The organism is Mycobacterium sp. NGS58 (assembly GCF_059812385.1).
In genome coordinates this window covers 288,741-304,263 of record NZ_JCALCO010000001.1, presented here as the reverse complement: position 1 = coordinate 304,263, position 15,523 = coordinate 288,741, and the positions used below count along the sequence as shown (strand labels likewise).

General features: G+C 67.4%; 14 protein-coding genes. 8 read left to right on the top strand and 6 right to left on the bottom strand.

Going from position 1 to position 15,523, the window contains the following annotated elements; genetic code table 11:
* Positions 1-46: 46 nt before the first annotated feature.
* From fadD3 to AC5Y4H_RS01490, 5 genes are read left to right on the top strand one after another with little or no spacing between them, the layout of a single operon-like run.
* Positions 47-1,591: a 3-((3aS,4S,7aS)-7a-methyl-1,5-dioxo-octahydro-1H-inden-4-yl)propanoate--CoA ligase FadD3 gene (gene fadD3, locus AC5Y4H_RS01510; protein WP_499977910.1), complete on the top strand. Its 1,545-nt coding sequence runs from the start codon at positions 47-49 to the stop codon at positions 1,589-1,591.
* Positions 1,591-2,736, top strand: a complete 1,146-nt coding sequence (locus AC5Y4H_RS01505; RefSeq protein ID WP_499977908.1) for an acyl-CoA dehydrogenase family protein — start codon at positions 1,591-1,593, stop codon at positions 2,734-2,736. The genes fadD3 and AC5Y4H_RS01505 overlap by 1 nt, the downstream gene beginning before the upstream one ends.
* The gene (locus AC5Y4H_RS01500) at positions 2,733-3,668 is read left to right on the top strand and encodes an acyl-CoA dehydrogenase family protein (protein ID WP_499977907.1); all 936 of its coding nucleotides are present in this window, start codon (positions 2,733-2,735) and stop codon (positions 3,666-3,668) included. Before AC5Y4H_RS01505 ends, AC5Y4H_RS01500 begins: the two co-directional genes overlap by 4 nt.
* Positions 3,669-3,718: 50 nt before the next feature.
* A complete protein-coding gene (gene ipdE2 / locus AC5Y4H_RS01495; RefSeq protein ID WP_499977906.1) occupies positions 3,719-4,669 on the top strand; it encodes an acyl-CoA dehydrogenase IpdE2 in 951 nt (316 codons plus the stop codon).
* Positions 4,666-5,832, top strand: a complete 1,167-nt coding sequence (locus AC5Y4H_RS01490; RefSeq protein WP_499977905.1) for a pyridoxal phosphate-dependent aminotransferase — start codon at positions 4,666-4,668, stop codon at positions 5,830-5,832. Before ipdE2 ends, AC5Y4H_RS01490 begins: the two co-directional genes overlap by 4 nt.
* A gap of 18 nt (positions 5,833-5,850) precedes the next feature.
* Here AC5Y4H_RS01490 and AC5Y4H_RS01485 read toward each other — a convergent pair whose 3' ends face one another.
* On the bottom strand, positions 5,851-6,681 hold the full coding sequence (locus AC5Y4H_RS01485; RefSeq protein ID WP_499977903.1) for an arylamine N-acetyltransferase family protein: 831 nt from the start codon (positions 6,679-6,681) through the stop codon (positions 5,851-5,853).
* A 115-nt stretch (positions 6,682-6,796) separates the two neighbouring features.
* Here AC5Y4H_RS01485 and AC5Y4H_RS01480 point away from each other — a divergent pair, with 115 nt between their 5' ends.
* The gene (locus AC5Y4H_RS01480; RefSeq protein WP_499977901.1) at positions 6,797-7,300 is read left to right on the top strand and encodes a hypothetical protein; all 504 of its coding nucleotides are present in this window, start codon (positions 6,797-6,799) and stop codon (positions 7,298-7,300) included.
* 7 nt (positions 7,301-7,307) lie between these two features.
* On the opposite strand, the gene hsaB is transcribed toward AC5Y4H_RS01480, so the two are convergent.
* From hsaB to hsaA, 4 genes are read right to left on the bottom strand one after another with little or no spacing between them, the layout of a single operon-like run.
* On the bottom strand, positions 7,308-7,874 hold the full coding sequence (hsaB, locus tag AC5Y4H_RS01475; protein WP_499977900.1) for a 3-hydroxy-9,10-secoandrosta-1,3,5(10)-triene-9,17-dione monooxygenase reductase subunit: 567 nt from the start codon (positions 7,872-7,874) through the stop codon (positions 7,308-7,310).
* 10 nt (positions 7,875-7,884) lie between these two features.
* Positions 7,885-8,787 (bottom strand): iron-dependent extradiol dioxygenase HsaC, encoded by a 903-nt coding sequence (gene hsaC / locus AC5Y4H_RS01470; RefSeq protein ID WP_499977898.1) that lies wholly within the window; start codon positions 8,785-8,787, stop codon positions 7,885-7,887.
* Positions 8,784-9,662 (bottom strand): 4,5:9,10-diseco-3-hydroxy-5,9,17-trioxoandrosta-1(10),2-diene-4-oate hydrolase, encoded by an 879-nt coding sequence (gene hsaD / locus AC5Y4H_RS01465; protein WP_499977897.1) that lies wholly within the window; start codon positions 9,660-9,662, stop codon positions 8,784-8,786. The genes hsaC and hsaD overlap by 4 nt, the downstream gene beginning before the upstream one ends.
* A gap of 3 nt (positions 9,663-9,665) precedes the next feature.
* Entirely contained in the window at positions 9,666-10,850 is a 1,185-nt protein-coding gene (gene hsaA / locus AC5Y4H_RS01460; protein ID WP_499977895.1) for a 3-hydroxy-9,10-secoandrosta-1,3,5(10)-triene-9,17-dione monooxygenase oxygenase subunit, read from the bottom strand.
* A gap of 158 nt (positions 10,851-11,008) precedes the next feature.
* On the opposite strand from hsaA, the gene AC5Y4H_RS01455 reads away from it, so the two are divergent.
* Together AC5Y4H_RS01455 and AC5Y4H_RS01450 are read left to right on the top strand one after the other, a co-directional pair.
* Positions 11,009-12,103: a 2Fe-2S iron-sulfur cluster-binding protein gene (locus AC5Y4H_RS01455; protein ID WP_499977893.1), complete on the top strand. Its 1,095-nt coding sequence runs from the start codon at positions 11,009-11,011 to the stop codon at positions 12,101-12,103.
* A gap of 46 nt (positions 12,104-12,149) precedes the next feature.
* The gene (locus AC5Y4H_RS01450; protein ID WP_499977892.1) at positions 12,150-12,683 is read left to right on the top strand and encodes a hypothetical protein; all 534 of its coding nucleotides are present in this window, start codon (positions 12,150-12,152) and stop codon (positions 12,681-12,683) included.
* Positions 12,684-12,709: 26 nt separating this feature from the next.
* On the opposite strand, the gene AC5Y4H_RS01445 is transcribed toward AC5Y4H_RS01450, so the two are convergent.
* The gene (locus AC5Y4H_RS01445) at positions 12,710-15,463 is read right to left on the bottom strand and encodes an AAA family ATPase (protein ID WP_499977891.1); all 2,754 of its coding nucleotides are present in this window, start codon (positions 15,461-15,463) and stop codon (positions 12,710-12,712) included.
* Positions 15,464-15,523: the final 60 nt, after the last annotated feature.

Here is a 15,523-nt window from a genome sequence, read left to right as displayed (position 1 = left end):
CCGTCGGTGACTGCGCCTCGCGGACGGAACTCTCTAGGAGCATTCGATGACCAACGATCCGCGCACGGTCCCCGCGGCGCTGGATCGATTCGCGGGCCGGCTCCCCGATCACGACGCGCTGATCACCGACGAACGCTCCTTCACCGCCGCCGCGCTACGCGACGAGGTGCACCGCGCCGCCGCCGCGCTCATCGATCTCGGCGTCCGACCGGGCGACCGGGTGGCCATCTGGTCGCCGAACACCTGGCATTGGGTGGTCGCCTGCCTGGCGATCCACCACGCCGGCGCGGCGATGGTGCCGCTGAACACCCGCTACACCGCCGCCGAGGCCGGCGACATCCTGGCCCGCACCCGGGCGCCCGTGCTCTTCGGGATGGGCCGATTCCTGGGCAACGATCGCGTCGCCGACCTGGACCGCGCGGCGCTGCCCGCGCTGCGGCACATCGTGCGGATACCGATCGAGGCCGCGGAGACCGGGGCAGGCACCTGGGAGGAATTCGTCGCCCGTGGCGCCGACGTCGGCGCGGTCGCCACCCGTGCGTCCGCCGTCGTACCCGATGACGTCAGCGACATCCTCTTCACTTCCGGTACCACCGGCCGCAGCAAAGGCGTGCTGTGTGCACACCGGCAGTCCCTGTCGGCCTCGGCGGCCTGGGCGGCCAACGGCAAGATCACCAGCGACGACCGCTATCTATGCATCAATCCGTTCTTTCACAACTTCGGTTACAAGGCCGGCATCCTGGCCTGCCTGCAGACCGGTGCGACGCTGATTCCCCACCTGACCTTCGACCCGCTTCGCGCGCTGCAAGCCATCGAGCAGCATCGCATCACCGTGCTGCCCGGGCCGCCCACGATCTACCAGACGTTGCTGGACCACCCGGCACGCAACGACTACGACCTGAGCTCGCTGCGGTTCGCGGTGACCGGTGCCGCGACCGTGCCGGTCGTGCTCGTCGAACGCATGCAAACCGAACTCGACATCGACATCGTGCTGACCGCGTACGGACTGACCGAGGCCAACGGCATGGGAACCATGTGCCGCGCCAACGACGACGCGGTCACCGTGGCCACCACCTGCGGACGCCCGTTCGCGGACTTCGAACTGCGCATCGACTCCCACTCGCCCGGGGAACCGGGCGAGGTGCTGCTGCGCGGGCCGAACGTGATGCTGGGCTACCTCGAGGACCCGGAGGCGACCGCCGCCGCCATCGACACCGACGGCTGGCTGCACACCGGTGACATCGGCGCCGTCGACGAAGCCGGCAACCTGCGCATCACCGACCGGCTCAAAGACATGTACATCTGCGGTGGATTCAACGTCTATCCCGCCGAGGTCGAGCAGGTCCTGGCCCGGCTCGACGGCGTGGCCGACGCCGCCGTGATCGGAGTTCCAGACGAGCGCCTCGGTGAAGTGGGCCGGGCGTACCTGGTGACCCGGCCCGGTGTGCAGCTCGACGAAGAATCTGTGATCGCTTACACCCGCGAGCATCTGGCGAACTTCAAGGCGCCGCGATCGGTGCGGTTCGTCGACGCGTTGCCCCGCAACGCGGGCGGCAAGGTGCTCAAACCACAACTGCGAGAGCAGGGCTAATGGATCTGGAACTCGACGAAGACACCTTGGCCTTCCAGGCGGAGGTGCGGGAATTCTTGTCGGCCAACGCCGACTCGATCCCGACGAAGTCATACGACAACGCCGAAGGCTTTGATCAGCACCGGCATTGGGACCGCGTGCTGTTCGACGCCGGCCTGTCGGTGATCAACTGGCCTAAGAAGTACGGCGGACGCGACGCACCGCTGCTGCACTGGGTGGTGTTCGAAGAGGAGTACTTCCGGGCCGGGGCACCGGGGCGCGCCAGCGCCAACGGCACCTCGATGCTGGCGCCGACGCTCTTCGCGCACGGCACCGAGGAGCAGCGTGACCGGATCCTGCCGAAAATGGCCAGCGGCGAGGAGATCTGGGCCCAGGCGTGGTCGGAGCCGGAGTCCGGCAGCGACCTGGCGTCGCTGCGGTCCGCCGCCACCCAGACCGACGGCGGCTGGCTGCTCAACGGGCAGAAGATCTGGAGCTCGCGAGCACCGTTCGCCGAGCGGGGATTTGGGCTGTTTCGTTCCGATCCCGGCGCCGAGCGGCACAACGGGCTGACGTATTTCATGTTCGACCTGAAGGCCGAGGGCGTCACCGTGCGGCCGATCGTTCAGCTCGGTGGTGACACCGGCTTCGGCGAGATCTTCCTCGATGACGTCTTCGTTCCCGACGAGGACGTCATCGGTACCCCGCACGAGGGCTGGCGGGCGGCCATGAGCACGTCGAGCAACGAGCGCGGCATGTCGCTGCGCAGCCCGGCACGCTTCCTGGCAACCGCCGAGCGGTTGGTGCGGCTGTGGAAGGACAGTGGCTCACCGGCCGCGTTCGCCGACCGGGTCGCAGACGGCTGGATCAAGGCGCAGGCCTACCGGCTGCAGACCTTCGGCACGGTGACCCGGCTGGCCCTCGGCGGGGAGCTGGGCGCCGAGTCGTCGGTGACCAAGGTGTTCTGGTCCGATCTCGACGTCGAATTGCACCAGACCGCGCTCGACCTGCTGGCCGCCGACGGGGAGCTGGCGAGCCGATGGACCGAGGGGCTGTTGTTCGCATTGGGCGGCCCGATCTATGCCGGCACCAACGAGATTCAGCGCAACATCATCTCCGAGCGGTTGCTGGGCCTGCCGCGCGAGATGTCCGGGGGCAAGAAGTGAGATTTGCGCTAGACGAACAGCAGCGCGACTTCGCGGCCAGCATCGACGCCGCGCTCGGCGCGGCGGACCTGCCCGGCGCGGTGCGCGCGTGGTCCACGGGCGATACGGCACCGGGCCGCAAGGTGTGGGAGCAGCTCGCCAACCTGGGCGTCACCGCCCTGGCCGTGCCGGAGAAATTCGACGGCATCGAGGCTCATCCGGTCGACCTGGTCGTCGCCATCGAGCGGCTGGGGCGTTGGTGTGTGCCGGGTCCGGTGGCCGAATCCATCGCTGTGGCACCGGTATTGCTGGCCGACGATGAACGCTGCGCAGGCCTGGCTTCCGGCGAGCTGATCGCCACCGTCGCACAGCCGCCGCACACACCGCGGGCCGTCGACGCCGACGTCGCCGGCCTGGTGCTGTTGGCGGGCGAGGACGGTGTCACCGAGGCGACACCGGGTGACGTCCACGAGTCCGTCGATCCCAGCCGCCGGCTCTACGACGTGATGGCCACCGGAGCGGCATGGAGAGCAGACGTCAAGCGCGCCTACGAATTCGGCGCGCTGGCCACCGCGGCACAGCTGATCGGTGCGGCCGAGGCGCTGCGCGACGGCGCGGTCGACTATGCCAAGCAGCGCACCCAGTTCGGCCGGGTGATCGGCTCGTATCAGGCGATCAAGCACAAGCTCGCCGACGTGCACATCGCCATCGAACTGGCCCGTCCGCTGGTGTACGGCGCGGCGCTGACCATGGATCCGCGCGATGTCAGTGCGGCCAAGGCGGCCGCATCCGAGGCGGGCCTGCTGGCGGCGCGGTCGGGGTTGCAGACCCACGGCGCCATCGGTTTCACCCAGGAACACGACCTGTCGCTGTTGCTGCTGCGCGTGCAGGCGCTGCGGTCCGCCTGGGGTACGCCGGAGGAACATCGGCGGCGAGTGCTGGAGGCGCTATGACTCACGCCGGCCACGATGCAGAACGCGGAGATGCTTAGGGAGTGGCGCCAATGACTGAAGAACGGCAGATGCTGGCCGAGACCGTCGCCGCCCTGGTGTCCAAGCACGCCGGCCCTGCGGCGGTGCGCGCGGCCATGGAGTCCGACCGTGGTTACGACGAATCGCTGTGGCGACTGCTGTGCGAACAGGTCGGCGCCGCGGCCCTGGTAGTGCCCGAGGAGTTGGGCGGTGCGGGCGGCGAATTGGCCGATGCCGCAGCCGTGTTGCAGGAACTCGGCCGCGCCCTGGTGCCCTCCCCGCTGCTGGGTACCACCCTGGCCGAGTTGGCGCTGCTGAGCGCGACCGAGCCGGATGCCGCGACGCTGGAAAGCCTTGCCGAGGGCGGCTCGATCGGTGCGCTGGTGCTCGATGCCGACTACGTGATCAACGGCGATATCGCCGATGTCGTGGTCGCCGTCGAGGACGGCCGGCTGAACAGGTGGACCCGATTCGGCGCTGAGCCCGTCGCCACCATGGACCCGACGCGGCGCCTGGCGCGAGTCACGGCCGAGGAGACCGTGTCGATCGGCACCGACCCGGGGCTGGCGGACATGGCGGCAGTCCTGCTGGCCGCCGAGCAGATCGGCGCCGCCGAACGCTGTCTGGAACTGACCGTCGACTACGCCAAGGAGCGAGTGCAATTCGGTCGGCCGATCGGCAGCTTCCAGGCCCTCAAGCATCGGATGGCCGATCTGTATGTCATCGTCGCGGCCGCGAAGGCCGTCGTGACCGACGCGTGCGAGAACCCCAGTCCCACCAACGCCGCCACCGCGCGCCTGGCCGCCACCGAGGCACTGAACGCGGTGGCCGCCGAGGGCATCCAGCTGCACGGCGGCATCGCGATCACCTGGGAACACGACATGCACCTGTACTTCAAACGTGCTCACGGCAGCGCGCATCTGCTGGAATCGACGCAAGAACTACTCAAGCGACTGGAATCCGAGGTACTCACGACGCCGTGACCGACCGTGTCTCGCTACGAGCCGGCATCCCACCGTTTTACGTGATGGATGTCTGGCTGGCGGCCGCGGAACGCCAGCGCAGCCATGGCGACTTGGTCAACCTGTCGGCGGGCCAGCCCAGCGTGGGGGCGCCCGAGCCGGTGCGCGCAGCCGCGGCCGCCGCCGTGCATTCCAACGAACTGGGTTACTCGGTCGCACTGGGCATTCCCGAGCTGCGGGCCGCGATCGCCGCTGACTATCAGCGCCAGCACGCACTCGAGGTGGAACCCGACGCGGTGGTGATCACCACGGGTTCCTCGGGCGGCTTCCTGCTCACCTTCCTGGCCTGCTTCGACGTCGGCGACCGGGTGGCGCTGGCCAGTCCTGGCTACCCGTGCTACCGAAACATCCTGTCGGCGTTGGGATGCGAGGTGGTGGAAATACCATGCGGACCGCAGACCCGCTTCCAGCCGACCGCGCAGATGCTCGCCGAACTCGACCCCCCGGTGCAAGGTGTGATCGTGGCAAGCCCGGCCAACCCCACGGGCACGGTCATCGAACCGACGGAGCTGGCCGCTATCGCCTCGTGGTGCGATGCGACGGGAGCGCGATTGATCAGTGATGAGGTCTATCACGGACTGGTCTACGAAGGGGCACCCCAGACCAGCTGCGCGTGGCAGACGTCGCGGAATGCCGTGGTGGTCAACAGCTTTTCCAAGTACTACGCGATGACGGGCTGGCGGCTGGGCTGGCTGCTGGTGCCGTCCGAGCTGCGCCGTGCGGTGGATCGCCTCACCGGGAACTTCACCATCTGCCCGCCCGTGCTGTCACAACTCGCCGCGGTGGCGGCCTTCACCCCGGAGGCCACCGCCGAAGCCGACGGCCACCTGCATCACTACGAGGCCAATCGCTCGTTGGTGCTCGACGGGCTGCGCAGCATCGGCATCGCGCGTCTGGCTCCGACCGACGGGGCCTTCTACGTGTACGCCGACGTCTCGGAATTCACCGACAAGTCGATCGACTTTTGCGCGAAGCTGTTGGGCGACACCGGCGTTGCTATCGCGCCGGGCATCGACTTCGACACCACCCGGGGCAATTCGTTCGTGCGCCTGTCGTTTGCGGGGCCGACGCTCGACATCGAAGAAGCGGTGCGCCGGCTCGGGCCCTGGCTTTCGGCCCAGTAGCAAAAGCCGGCGAGGCGCTCAAGCGTCGAGCGCTTGCGCGATGCGCGCCTCGAGCGCGGTCCGATCGCCGATACCCGCAACGTCGATGCCGAACCGCTCACCGAGCGCGTCGAGGACCGCCGCAGCGTCGTCAAGGCGGATCTTCTCGCTGCCGTCGGCGCGGTGGACGGTCAGGTTTGCACCGGCCAGGTTGTAGCGGGCGTCGTCGGTGGTCAGCGCGACCATCAGGCCGGTCACGAAGATCGACGACGGGTGCGTGGACACGTACCAGCTGCCCACCGTCAGATCGATTTGCGGCACGGTCTGCGTGCCGAACATGTACAGCGGTTGCCACTCGTCCCGGACCAGGGCCTGCAGGACCAGGCCGTCACCGCGATCGCTCAGCCGGTACGGCTCGTGCGTGGTCTGCTGGGCGTTCCCGGTCTGCAACCGGATCGGAGAGGTCAGGGTCTGGCCGCCGAACCCGACGTCGACCAGGAAGGAACCCTGCGACCCGGGGAATGTCACCGCCAGCACCGTGTGTGTCTGGGCGCCCAGCGGCGCGTCGGGCGGCTGCATCCAGACCACCCGCCCGGCCAACCGCCGCACCCGAAACCCGATTTCGGCCAGTACGTACCCCATCAGACCGTTCTGCTCGTAGCAGTAGCCCCCGCGGCGCCGGTAGACCAGCTTGTCGGTCAGCGCTTGCGGGCTCAGGTCGTCGACCGGCACGCCCCTCAGCGGGTCGAGATTCTCGAACGGGATCGAGCCGGTGTGCGCGGTCATCAGGTCCTGCAGCACCTCGAGGGTCGGCTCGGCGGGACCGCCGTAGTTGATGCGGTTGAAATACGCGCCCAGGTCCACCGTCATGCCATCATTCTGTCCCGCGGCCGTCCGGCAAACGAGCGGGGTTGTTTCATCCGTGTGGAATACGGCAACCCGCCACAAGGGGCCTCAGCGCTTTCCAACACAAACGGAGTCCATCATGAACAGCAGCAACACCGTCTGGATCGTCATCGCCGCAGTCGTGGCCGTCTTCATAATCATCGTCCTCGTCATGCTTGCCCGGAGAGCGAGCATGCGCCGCCGCGAGCGGGAGGCCGAAGGCATTCGCGAACAGGCCAAGGTGGAGAGCGCCAAGGTCGAGCGCCGTGAAGCGCTGGCGGCGGAGACGGCCGCCAAAGCCCGCGCCGCTCAGGCCGAAGCCGAGGCCAAGGCGGCCGAAGCCGCCCGCCTGCAGGATCGTGCGGCGGCGCACCAGACCGAAGTGGCGTCCTCGCGCGAACAACTCAATGAACAGTTTCAGCGGGCTGACAGCCTGGACCCGAAGGTGAGGGCCGAAAAGGACTCGGCCGCCGACGAACGCGGTGCCGACCGCGACGCCGCGTGGAGCCAGGAGCAGCCGATTGCGGACAACTCCCCCACGGTGAACATGTCGGAGCGCGAGCGCGAGCGCGACGCGGGGAGCCATCGCGCTGGGCCCACCTAAAGAACCACTACAGCCAGGTGTCTTGGGTGGTGGTGGTCAAAAACGCCTCCAGGTCGTCGCGCCATTGCGCAGGCGTCGTCTTGTCCGGCTCGATGCCGGTGTATTCACCGCGGTAGAACAGCAGCGGCCGCGGCTTGATCTTGGGCGCCTCCGAAAGCGATTGGACAGCACCGAAAACCACGAAGTGATCGCCCCCGTCGTGCGCGGAGGCGACCGTGCAGTCGATGTAGGCCAGCGAATTGTCGATGATCGGGGAGCCGAGTTCCGAAAGGTGCCAGTCGATTCCGGCGAACTTGTCCGGCTCCTTGGAGCCGAAGCGGGCCGAGACGTTCTTCTGATGCTCGGTCAGCATGTTGACGCAGAACCGGCCGCTGGCCTCGATGGCCTTCCACGACCGCGACACTTTGGTGGGGCAGAACAGCACCAGCGGCGGATCCAGCGACAGCGCGGCGAACGACTGGCACGCGAAGCCGACCGGGGCGTCGTCGTGCACGGTGGTGATGATGGTGATTCCGGTGCAGAACTGGCCGAGCACGCTGCGGAACGTACGCGGGTCGATCGGCGCGGCAGTCATAGCCTCGAATTTAACCCTTGAAACCGACGCTGAAGTCGTGGCCCCACAGGCTGATCGCGGTGCTCTCCCGGGCGATCCAGTCGTCGTCTTCGACTTGCCTTCCCTCGCAACCGAATTCGACGTCGAACCCGCTGGGCGTCTTCATGTAGAAAGACAGCATCAGGTCGTTGACGTGGCGGCCCAGCGTCGCCGACATCGGCACTTTGCGGCGCAGCGCCCGATCCAGACACAGGCCCACGTCGTCGGCTTGTTCGACCTCGACCATCAGGTGCACGATGCCGCTGGGCGTCTGCCCCGGCATGAAGGCCAGGCTGTGGTGACGCGGGTTGCACCCCAAAAAGCGCAGCCACGCCGGCGGCCCGTCGGCCGGTCGGCCGACCACCTGCGGTGGTAACCGCATCGAGTCGCGCAGCTTGAAATCGAGCACGTCCCGGTAGAAGTGCAAAGTCTCTTCGTCGTCGCGGGTGGTCAGCACCACGTGCCCCAGCCCCTGCTCGGCGGTGACGAATTTGTGCCCGTACGGGCTGACCACCCGGCGGTGTTCCAGGGCGGCGCCGTGGAACACCTCCAGGCAGTTGCCGGACGGGTCGGAGAACCGGATCATCTCGTCGACCCGGCGGTCCGCCAGTTCGGCGGCGGTTGCCTCCTTGTAGGGCGTGCCCTCGACGTCGAGCCGGTTGCGGATCTCTTGCAGGCCAGCGGCATTCGCGCATTCCCAGCCGGCCTCGATGAGCCGGTCCTGCTCGCCGGGCACGATCACCAGGCGGGCCGGGAAGTCGTCCATCCGCAGATACAGCGCGCCCTCGGTCGCGCCCTTTCCCTCGACCATGCCGAGGACCTTCAGGCCGTAGTCGCGCCAGGCCGCCATGTCGGTGGCCTCGATACGCAGATAGCCCAGAGAGCGGATGCTCATCGCGCACCTCCCAGGAAATCGATGGTGAGCTTGTTGAACTCGTCGAACTTCTCCACCTGCGCCCAGTGCCCGCATTGCCCGAACACGTGAAGCTGCGCGCGCGGAATGGTTTTCAGCGCGACCAGAGCCCCGTCCAGCGGGTTGACCCGATCCTCGCGGCCCCAGATCAGCAGCACCGGCTGGCGCAGCCGGTGCACCTCGCGCCACATCATGCCGAGCTCGAAATCCGCTCCGGCGAAAGACATTCCCATCGCCCGGGTCGCCGTCAGCGATTCCGGCGTACTGGCCAACTCGAACCGCTGCTCGACCAACTCCGGGGTGATCAGTTTCTGGTCGTAGACCATCACCCGCAGGAACGCCTCGAGGTTTTCGCGGGTGGGCTCGGCGGAGAACTTGCCCAGCCGTTTGACGCCCTCGGTCGGGTCAGGCGCGAACAGGTTCACGCTCACCCCACCCGGCCCCATCAGCACCAGGCGCCCGGCCCGGTCCGGGTAGTCCAAGGCGAAGCGGACCGCGGTGCCACCCCCCAGCGAGTTCCCAACCAGCGGAACACGTCCCAGCCCCAGCTGGTCGAAGAGGCCCGCCAGGGCGCGCGCCGCGTAATGGTTGAACTGCCCATGCTCAGCGCGCTTATCGGAGTGCCCGTACCCGGGCTGGTCGACGGCCAACACATGAAACCGCTCGGCCAGCACCGGGATGTTGCGCGAGAAGTTCGTCCAACTCGCCGCCCCCGGACCGCCGCCGTGCAGCAGCACGATTGTCTGCTCGTTGCCGACGCCCGCCTCGTGGTAGTGCAGCTTCAGCGGACCGTCGACGTCGACCTCAACGAATCGCGAGGTGGACTCGAACGTCAGCAGCCCCGTTGTCGCGGTCATGCGTTAGACCATGGTGTCGCCGGGCGGCAACCCGAACTCATTGTTCCCGAAGATCTGGTAGGCCCGCTCGGGGTCGTTGGCCGCGTGCACCCGGCCGGCGTGCGCGTCGCGCCAGAACCGTTGCACCGGTTGGTCATTGCCCAGGGCGGTGGCACCGGAAGCCTCGAACAGCCGGTCGATGGAGGCGATCGCACGGCCGGTCGCGCGCACCTGGTCGCGACGAGCGCGGGCACGCAGGTCGAAGGGGATCTCCTTACCGGCCGACAGCAGCGCGTACTCGTCGGCGACGTTGCCGCTCAGCTGGCGCCACGCCGCGTCGATGTCGCTGGCCGCTTCGGCGATGCGGACCTTGGCGAACGGGTCGTCCTTGGCCTTCTCGCCCGCGAACGCCGCGCGCACCCGCTTGCCCTGGTGCTCGACGTGCGCGTCGTACGCCCCGTAGGCCATGCCGACGATCGGCGCCGAGATCGTGGTGGGGTGCATTGTGCCCCAGGGCATCTTGTAGACCGCGGCGCTGTTGGTCTCGTAGCCGCCCGCGGTGCCGTCGTTCATCGCCTTATAGGACAGGAAGCGGTGCCGCGGCACGAAGACGTCCTTCACGACGACGGTGTTGCTGCCGGTGCCGCGCAGGCCGACGACATGCCACACGTCGTCGATGCGGTACTCGCTGCGCGGGATGAGGAAGGAACCGAAGTCGACCGGGCGGCCGTCCTTGATCACCGGACCGCCGAGGAACGCCCACGTGGCGTGGTCACAGCCCGAGGACCAGTTCCAGGAACCGTTGACCAGGTAGCCGCCGTCGGTCACCACGCCCGCGCCCATCGGGGCATACGACGACGAGACCCGGGTCGTGGGGTCCTCGCCCCAGACCTCTTCCTGCGCCCGTTGGTCGAACAGCGCCAGGTGCCAGTTGTGCACGCCGATGATCGAGCTCACCCATCCGGTGGACCCGCACGCGCTGGCCAGCCGCCGCACCGCCTCGTAGAACAGCGCCGGATCGCATTGCAACCCGCCCCACTGCTCGGGCTGCAACAGGGTGAAGAAGCCCACGTCCTGCAGGTCCTGAACGGTCTCGTCGGGCAACCGCCGCAGGTCCTCCGTCGCCTGAGCGCGTTCGCGTATCTGCGGGAGCAGATCATCGATGCCAGCCAAAACCGACTGCGCATCACGCTGTTGAATGGACGTCACTTAGGTTTGCCTCCTGCGCCAGACTTACTCAGCGGACTTACACCAGAGACTAGAACACGTTCCGATTTGTGTCGAGCAGGGTATTCCTGCGGCTGGTAGCGATACGAATCCGCTTTTCTGTAACATGTTCTAGTTGCAACGAAAGGAAGGGACGGGCCTTGACCGAGGCGGATCTGGACCAAGCACCCGACGAGCCGCTCGGTGACCACGTCCTTGAACTGCAGATCGCCGAGGTCATCGCCGAGACCGACGATGCGCGGTCGCTGGTGTTCGCGGTACCGGACGACGCCGGCGACCCCGACGTCCCGCCCGAGCGGCTGCGGTACGCGCCGGGCCAGTTCTTGACGCTGCGCATTCCCAGCGAACGCACCGGGTCGGTGGCACGCTGCTACTCGCTGTGCAGCTCGCCCTTCACCGACGACGCTCTGACGGTCACGGTCAAACGAACCGCGGACGGCTACGCGTCCAACTGGCTGTGCGACCACGCGCACAAGGGCATGCGGATCCACGTGCTGGCCCCGTCGGGCAACTTCGTCCCCAAGACGCTGGGCGACGACTTCCTGCTGATGGCAGCCGGCAGCGGGATCACCCCGATCATGTCGATCTGCAAGTCGGCGCTTGCCGAGGGCGGCGGGCAGGTGACGTTGGTCTACGCCAACCGCGACGACCGTTCGGTGATCTTCTCCGACGCCCTGCGCGAGCTGTCGGCCAAATATCCCGACCGGCTGACGGTGCTGCACTGGCTGGAATCGCTGCAGGGCCTGCCCACCGTGGCCGCGCTGGCCAAGCTGGCCGCCCCCTACACGGACCGGCCGGTGTTCATCTGCGGACCGGGCGCTTTCATGGACTCGGCGAGACAGGCCCTGGAAACGCTGAAAGTGCCTGCGGCGCAAATACATATCGAAGTCTTCAAGTCGCTGGACTCGGATCCCTTCGCGGCGGTGAAGATCGAGGACACGGCCGAAGGTGACGAGCCACCCGCGACTGCGGTGGTCGAGCTGGACGGCGAAACCCACACGGTGTCGTGGCCGCGCAACGCCAAGCTGCTCGACGTGCTGCTGGCCAAGGGCCTCGACGCGCCCTTCTCCTGCCGCGAAGGTCATTGCGGCGCGTGTGCGTGCACGTTGCGCAGCGGCAACGTGAGCATGGAGGTCAACGACGTGCTCGAGCAGCAGGATCTGGACGAGGGCCTGATCCTGGCCTGTCAATCTCACCCTGAATCTGATTCGGTAGAAGTCACCTACGACGAGTAGTCGCCGGGTTAAGTTCACCCTTGGGCCACAGGGAAGGGAAGCATCGATGATGCGGCTGGTATGGGGATTCGCAGTCGTCGCGATGATGCCGATGTTTGCGCCCGCCGGGGTGTGCGCCGCGGCGAGCAACACCGCCACCACGCTGTTCCCGCTGGATGGGCCCAATCAGCTGGAGACGCGCGCCATCCTGAATTGCTTCAAAGCCGATGGCCACTGTGACTTCACCGCCGGGGCGGACATGCTGACGCCCGACGGGGTCACCGGTTTCCCGCCCGGCCTGTGGGCCCGGCAAACCACCGAGATCCGGTCCTCCAACCGGCTGGCCTACCTCGACGCGCACGCCGACGGCCAGTACGAGCGGGTACACAAGTCGATGGGTTTTGACGAGATCACCACCATCTACATGGGTGAGGGCCCGCCGGAGAAATATCAGACGCACGGGCGCATCGACTCCACAGACTGGCAGACGGGCCAGCCCAAGACGGACAACAACGTCATCGCCTGCACCCACATCCAGGTGGTCTACTCCGGGGTCAACATCACGTCCCCGAGCACCTGCGCGGTCACCACGTTCTCCTGAAACGCCACGGGTTACGGCGAATCAGATCAAGGCTTTTCCTTCCACGCTTGCAACGCCCGGTAGAGCTCGGCGCGGGATCGGATGCTCAGTTTGCGGTAGACGCGGCTGAGGTTGACCTCCACGGTCTTGGGGCTCAGGAACATCGCGGCGGCGATGTCGCGATTGGTCAACCCCGAGACGGCCAGGTCGGCAACGCGTTCTTCGGTCGCGGTCAGTCCTGGGTCGCGGGTCCGGATCGAGAGGCCGCGCGCCAGTTCGGTTTCGGCGCGCTCGGCCCACACGGTGGTCCCGAGTCGCACAAAGGTGTCCCGTGCCTCGCGCAGCGCTGCGCCGGCCGTGTCGCGCCGGCGCTGGCGGCGCTGCAGCTGGCCGAACAACAGCTGAGTGCGGGCGCGCTCGAAAGGCATTGCGAGGCGTTCGTGTTCGGCCAATGCCAGCTCGACGCTGCCGATGGCGCCCGCGACATCACCGTGCGCAGCCTGAAGCATGCCGCGACAGCGCATACCGACCGCCAGGGTCCATGCGCGGTCGAGTCGGCGGCCATTGCGCACCAGGGCTTCCACCAGTGGCTCCGCATCGTCCAATCGACCGAGACCGACCATGGCTTCAACGGCTTCGGGAACGAAAGACGACGAGATGATCTCACTTGCTTCCGGGAAGAGTGCCGCCATGGGCAACAGCGGTTCAAGCGCGCTCATCGCCGCTTGGTAGTCACCTGCCGACACCTCGACGAACCCGGCTATCGTTGCCGGCCACTCGGCCAAACGTCTTGAGCCGCAACGTTGCGCAGCCGCTATCGCCTGGCTCAGGTCGCTTCGAGCTTCCCCGAGGCGGCCGACGTGTGCGGCGACCGCGGCCCGAAGGGTAAGCCCGATGAACATCGGGAAGTCACCGCCCAGCAGAGTTGCCCGTTCCATCGTGGCGTCGGCGATTACCGCCGCACTGGCGAGGTTGCCAAGCCAGATATCGATGAGCGTGAGGTGAAAACCGATGAAGATCAGCTCGGCCTCCTCGCCGAGAGCCAGGCATTCCCGTTCTATTTCCGCTAGTTCGTCACGGGCCGGCCACAACTCGCCCGTCCAAGCGCGCAACAAACTCATCTGTGCACGAGGCCGTAACGGCAACGGGACTGGCGCGCCTGGCCCTTCCAATTCGACCGCGCGTTGCATCGCGGGCCCGTCAAAGCCCTTGCCGCCCATGAAGTCGATCATCACTCGCATGCCCAGCGCCGGGCCGAGCAGTGCCGCGGTGCCGAGGCGCTCGGCATCGGCCACGGCCCGCTCAACGCGCGCGTAGGCATGCTCGTGTCGGCCAGCGTTGAGGAGGGCGAATGCCAGGCCGATCAGGATGCGGACCCGCAAGGCGGCGTCGGTGCCGCTTTCGTCTACAGCCTGCTCGAGCACGCTCGCCGCTTCCAGGAAGCTGTCGTCAGACAAGACGATCAGCCCCAGCTGATGCAACGCTTCGGCACGGGTCGGTCCGTGCGGCAGCGCCGCGATGACCGCATCCAGGATCCGCCGGGCACGTGCGGGGTCACCCGCAACGAAATGGTCTGTCGCACAGCGTATCTTGCGCATTGGATCGTCGTCGCCGGCCAGACCGACGGCAAGTTCAACCAGCTCGGCGGCGGCGGCGGGGGCGCCCCTGCCGCGGGCAATCTCGGCTGCCCTGTCCAGCGCGGCCACCGTCTCCGGCTTCCCGGACGTGTCGGCGAGCGCGAGGTGGCGGGCGTGCAACTCGGGTTGGGCGGTGAGTTCGGCGAGCCGGCGGTGCATTTCGCGGCGGCGACCGGGCGCCGCTGCGCTGTAGACGCCGTGCGCCAAGAGGGGGTGGGTGAACCGGAGCCGGGTTCCGTCGATGGCCACCACCGCTTGGTCTTCGGCTTTCCTGAGCGATTGCACCACTTGATCCGGTGGCGAATTGGTGGCCTGCGCCACCATCGCCACCGTCGGATCGGGCAGGCTGGCGATGGCAAGCAGAATGTCTTCGGCGCCGACCCGACTGATCCTCGCGCGGACCAGCTCATTGAGGCTGCCGGGCAGACTCATTTCGAAAGGGCGTCCCTCGGCGCCCAGTTCTCGGGCCAACTCCAGCGCGAAAAATGGGTTGCCCGCGGCTATCTCGTGAATGCGCAGCAGCGTGGGGCGCGCCACCGAGTGTCCCAGCCGCATCAGCAGGACCTGGTGCAATTCGCCTACGGTCAACGGCTGCATTCGGATGCGACACACGTCGCCGGGACTGGGCAGCTGCAACCGCTCGGCGGCCCCTTCGGTACGCGTCGTGCACAGCAGGGCCGCGCCGGCGCGAAGGCGGCGCGCGGCATACGCCACCACACTGGCACTCGACGCGTCCGACCACTGCAGGTCGTCGATGGCGATCACGACAGGCCGCACCGCGGCGAGTCGACCGACGATCGCCACAAACGCCGCCGCCACCGCCCTGGGATCAATCTCGGAAGCCTCGACGAACTCTCTCAACAGCGCACCGCCCAAGGCCTGCTGCTGCGGAGACGGCAGATCGGCCCATACCGAGTCGTCGACGTCATCGAGCAGGTCGGCCAGCACCGTGTACGCCAGCACCGATTCGGCCGCTGCGGCGCGGCAGCTCAGCACGCGATATCCGCATTCATCAGCCCGACGGACCGCGTCCGCCCACACCGCCGTCTTGCCGATCCCCGCCTCGCCCTCGATAACGAGTGCGCACGATCGATGTGGCAAAGACGCAAGAAAGTCGCTGACGGCGCGCTCTTCGGCCTGCCGGCCGACCAATCGCTCCGTCACATCAACCCTCACACCATCAGACGGCCGGACCGCCACGTCGACGCCGAAGTCGCGATGACA

What these genes read in the sequence shown, in the direction of transcription:
- AC5Y4H_RS01505 (WP_499977908.1), top strand. Translation starts at nt 1,591, where the DNA reads ATGGATCTGGAACTCGACGAAGACACCTTGGCCTTCCAGGCGGAGGTG.
- AC5Y4H_RS01480 (WP_499977901.1), top strand. Translation starts at nt 6,797, where the DNA reads ATGAACAGCAGCAACACCGTCTGGATCGTCATCGCCGCAGTCGTGGCC.
- hsaD (WP_499977897.1), bottom strand. Translation starts at nt 9,662, where the DNA reads ATGACCGCGACAACGGGGCTGCTGACGTTCGAGTCCACCTCGCGATTC.
- fadD3 (WP_499977910.1), top strand. Translation starts at nt 47, where the DNA reads ATGACCAACGATCCGCGCACGGTCCCCGCGGCGCTGGATCGATTCGCG.
- hsaC (WP_499977898.1), bottom strand. Translation starts at nt 8,787, where the DNA reads ATGAGCATCCGCTCTCTGGGCTATCTGCGTATCGAGGCCACCGACATG.
- ipdE2 (WP_499977906.1), top strand. Translation starts at nt 3,719, where the DNA reads ATGACTGAAGAACGGCAGATGCTGGCCGAGACCGTCGCCGCCCTGGTG.
- hsaB (WP_499977900.1), bottom strand. Translation starts at nt 7,874, where the DNA reads ATGACTGCCGCGCCGATCGACCCGCGTACGTTCCGCAGCGTGCTCGGC.
- AC5Y4H_RS01485 (WP_499977903.1), bottom strand. Translation starts at nt 6,681, where the DNA reads ATGACGGTGGACCTGGGCGCGTATTTCAACCGCATCAACTACGGCGGT.
- AC5Y4H_RS01450 (WP_499977892.1), top strand. Translation starts at nt 12,150, where the DNA reads ATGATGCGGCTGGTATGGGGATTCGCAGTCGTCGCGATGATGCCGATG.